This window comes from Acidovorax sp. KNOB132, assembly GCF_057541515.1.
Genome location: NZ_BAAJYT010000336.1, coordinates 1 through 3,281, shown reverse-complemented (window position 1 = coordinate 3,281; position 3,281 = coordinate 1). Strand labels below are relative to the sequence as shown.

The 3,281-nt window shown below is 70.6% G+C and carries 2 protein-coding genes and 1 pseudogene; all 3 read left to right on the top strand.

Annotated elements, in window-relative coordinates:
- The first annotated feature begins 41 nt into the window (after positions 1–41).
- Positions 42–1,106 (top strand): undecaprenyldiphospho-muramoylpentapeptide beta-N-acetylglucosaminyltransferase, encoded by a 1,065-nt coding sequence (gene murG, locus AC27IO_RS22060; protein WP_284429472.1) that lies wholly within the window; start codon positions 42–44, stop codon positions 1,104–1,106.
- Positions 1,103–2,537 (top strand): annotated as a pseudogene (gene murC, locus AC27IO_RS22055) (UDP-N-acetylmuramate--L-alanine ligase). The gene murG and the pseudogene murC overlap by 4 nt, the downstream one beginning before the upstream one ends.
- Positions 2,534–3,281 (top strand): D-alanine--D-alanine ligase (locus AC27IO_RS22050; RefSeq protein WP_487115920.1); only part of this gene is annotated, 748 nt, incomplete at its 3' end. The pseudogene murC and the gene AC27IO_RS22050, both read left to right, overlap by 4 nt.

Below are 3,281 nucleotides of genomic sequence, written 5' to 3'. Positions count from 1 at the left end.
GCCATGCCGGGCGCGCAGCGCACGGTGCGGGGTGGACGCGTATGAGCGCACCCAAAACCGCGCTCATCATGGCCGGCGGCACCGGCGGCCACATCTTCCCGGGCCTGGCCGTGGCCGAGGAGCTGCGCACGCGCGGCTGGCGCGTGCACTGGCTGGGCACGCCCGGCAGCATGGAGTCGCGCCTGGTGCCGCCGCGCGGGTTCGCGTTCGAGCCCATCGATTTTTCCGGCGTTCGCGGCAAGGGGCTGCTCACGCTGGTCTTGCTGCCGCTGCGCCTGCTGCGCGCCTTCTGGCAGTCGCTGGCCGTGGTGCGCCGCGTGCGCCCCGACGTGGTCGTGGGCCTGGGCGGCTATGTGACGTTTCCGGGCGGGATGATGGCCGTGCTGTTGGGCAAGCCTTTGGTGCTGCACGAGCAGAACTCGGTGGCCGGCCTCGTGAACAAGGTGCTGGCCGGCGTGGCCGACCGCATCTTCACGGCCTTTCCCGGGGTGCTCAAGAAGGCCCAGTGGGTGGGCAACCCGCTGCGCACCGCCTTCACGCAGCAGCCCGCGCCGGCCGAGCGCTTCGCCGGCCGCACGGGGCCGCTGCGCCTCCTGGTCGTGGGCGGCAGCCTGGGCGCCCGCGCGCTCAACGAGATCGTTCCGCAGGCCCTGGCGCTGATTCCGGCGGACCGCCGGCCCGTCGTCACCCACCAGAGCGGCGCAGCGCAGATCGATGCGCTGCGCGAGCACTACGCGAAGGCGGGCGTGCAGGCCACGCTCACGCCGTTCATCGACGACACCGCGGCGGCGTTCGCCGACGCGGACCTCATCGTCTGCCGTGCGGGCGCCAGCACCGTCACCGAGATCGCCGCCGTGGGCGCGGCGGCGGTGTTCGTGCCGTTCCCCCATGCGGTGGACGATCACCAGACCGCCAATGCCCGCTTCCTCGTGGACGCCGGTGGCGGGTGGCTCGTGCCGCAGCGCGACCTCACCCCCGAGTGGCTGGCGAAGTTGCTACAAAATTCAGAGCGCGATGCCCTAGTGGATATTGCGCAGAAGGCCAAAAACATGCAAAAGATCAACGCCACCCGCGAAGTGGCGACTGCCTGCGAGGAGCTGGCATGAAGCACGCCATTCGCCACATCCATTTCGTCGGCCTGGGCGGCGCCGGCATGTGCGGCATCGCCGAGGTGCTGTTCAACCTGGGCTACGGCATTTCGGGCTCGGACCTGTCCGACAGCGCCACCCTGCGCCGCCTGCAGGCGCTGGGCATCCGCACCTGCGTGGGCCATGCGGCCGCGCACATCGAGGGGGCGGATGCGGTGGTCACCTCCACGGCGGTGCAGGCCGACAATCCCGAGGTGCTGGCCGCCCGCGAAAAGAAGATTCCCGTGGTGCCGCGCGCGCTGATGCTGGCCGAGCTGATGCGCCTGAAGCGCGGCATCGCCATCGCCGGCACGCATGGCAAGACCACCACCACCAGCCTGGTGACCAGCGTGCTGGCCGAGGCCGGGCTCGACCCGACCTTCGTGATCGGCGGGCGGCTCAACAGCGCGGGCGCCAATGCCAAGCTGGGCAGCGGCGACTACATCGTGGTGGAGGCGGACGAGTCCGACGCCTCGTTCCTCAACCTGCTGCCCGTGATGGCCGTAGTGACGAACATCGACGCCGACCACATGGAAACCTACGGGCACGACTTCGGCCGCCTCAAGGGCGCGTTCGTCGAGTTCCTGCACCGCATGCCGTTCTACGGCACGGCGATCCTGTGCGTGGACAACCCGGCCATCCGCGACATCCTGGCCGACGTGACCTGTCCGGTGACGAGCTACGGCTTCTCCGAAGACGCCCAGGTGCGCGCGGTGGACGTGCGGGCCGATGCGGGCCAGATGCGTTTTCGCGTGCAGCGGCGCAACGGCGTCACGCTGCCCGACATCGACGTGGTGCTGAACCTGGCGGGCGAGCACAACGTGCTGAACGCCCTGTCGGCCATCGCGGTGGCGGTGGAGTTGAACATTCCCGACGACGCGCTGCTGCGCGCCCTGGCCCAGTTCAAGGGCGTGGGCCGGCGCTTTCAGCGCTACGGCGACATCGCCGCGCCGGGGGGGCGGCAGGTTCGCGCTGATCGAGGACTACGGTCACCACCCGGTCGAGATGACGGCCACGCTGGCCGCGGCGCGCGGTGCCTTCCCGGGCCGGCGCCTGGTGCTGGCGTTCCAGCCGCACCGCTACAGCCGCACGCGCGACTGCTTCGAGGATTTCGTGAAGGTCATGGGCAGTGCGGACGCCGTGCTGCTGACCGAGGTGTATGCCGCCGGCGAGGCGCCGATCGTCGCCGCCGACGGCCGGTCGCTCACGCGCGCCCTGCGCGTGGCGGGCAAGGTCGAGCCGGTGTTCGTGGACGACGTGGCCCTGCTCGCGCAGGCGATCGTGGACAACGCCCGGGATGGCGACGTGGTGCTGTGCATGGGCGCGGGCTCCATCGGCGCCGTGCCGGCGAAGGTGGTGGAAATGCTGCAGAAAGAAGAAGCGCCAGCGTTGGCGGAGGTCGCGCGATGAGCCACGAAGACACCCCTGCCATCGACGTGCGCGCCCTGGGCAAGGTCGCGGTGCTGATGGGCGGCTCGTCCGCCGAGCGCGAGGTCTCGCTGATGTCCGGCGGCGGCGTGCTGCAGGCGCTGCGCGCCCGCGGCGTGGACGCGCATGCGTTCGACCCGTCGCAGACCGACCTGTCCGAGCTGCGGCACGGCGGCTATGCGCGCTGCTTCATCGCCCTGCACGGCCGCCATGGCGAGGACGGCACGGTGCAGGGCGCGCTCGAGCTGCTCGGCATTCCGTACACCGGCCCCGGCGTGATGGCGTCCAGCATCGCGATGGACAAGATCATGACCAAGCGCATCTGGCGCTTCGAGGGGCTGCCCACGCCGGACTGGCGCCTGGTGTCGAGCGCCGCCGAGACCGCGCAGGCGCTGCAGGCGCTGGGCGCGCCGATGATCGTCAAGCCCTCGCGCGAAGGCTCCACCATCGGCCTGACCAAAGTGACCTCGCCCGGGCAGTGCGAACAGGCCTACCTGCTGGCCTCCCGCTACGACCCCGAAGTGCTGTGCGAGGAATTCATCGAAGGCGACGAGACCACCTGCCCGGTGCTGGGCCAGGGGGCGGATGCGCATGCGCTGCCGGTGATCCGCATCGTGGCGCCGGCCGGCAACTACGACTACCAGAACAAGTATTTCACCGACGTCACGCAGTACCACTGCCCGAGCGGCCTGCCCGAGGCCGAGGAGCGCGAGATCCAGCGCCTGG

Coding starts and splice junctions, on each gene's coding strand:
- murG (WP_284429472.1), top strand. CDS start 42: ATGAGCGCACCCAAAACCGCGCTCATCATGGCCGGCGGCACCGGCGGC.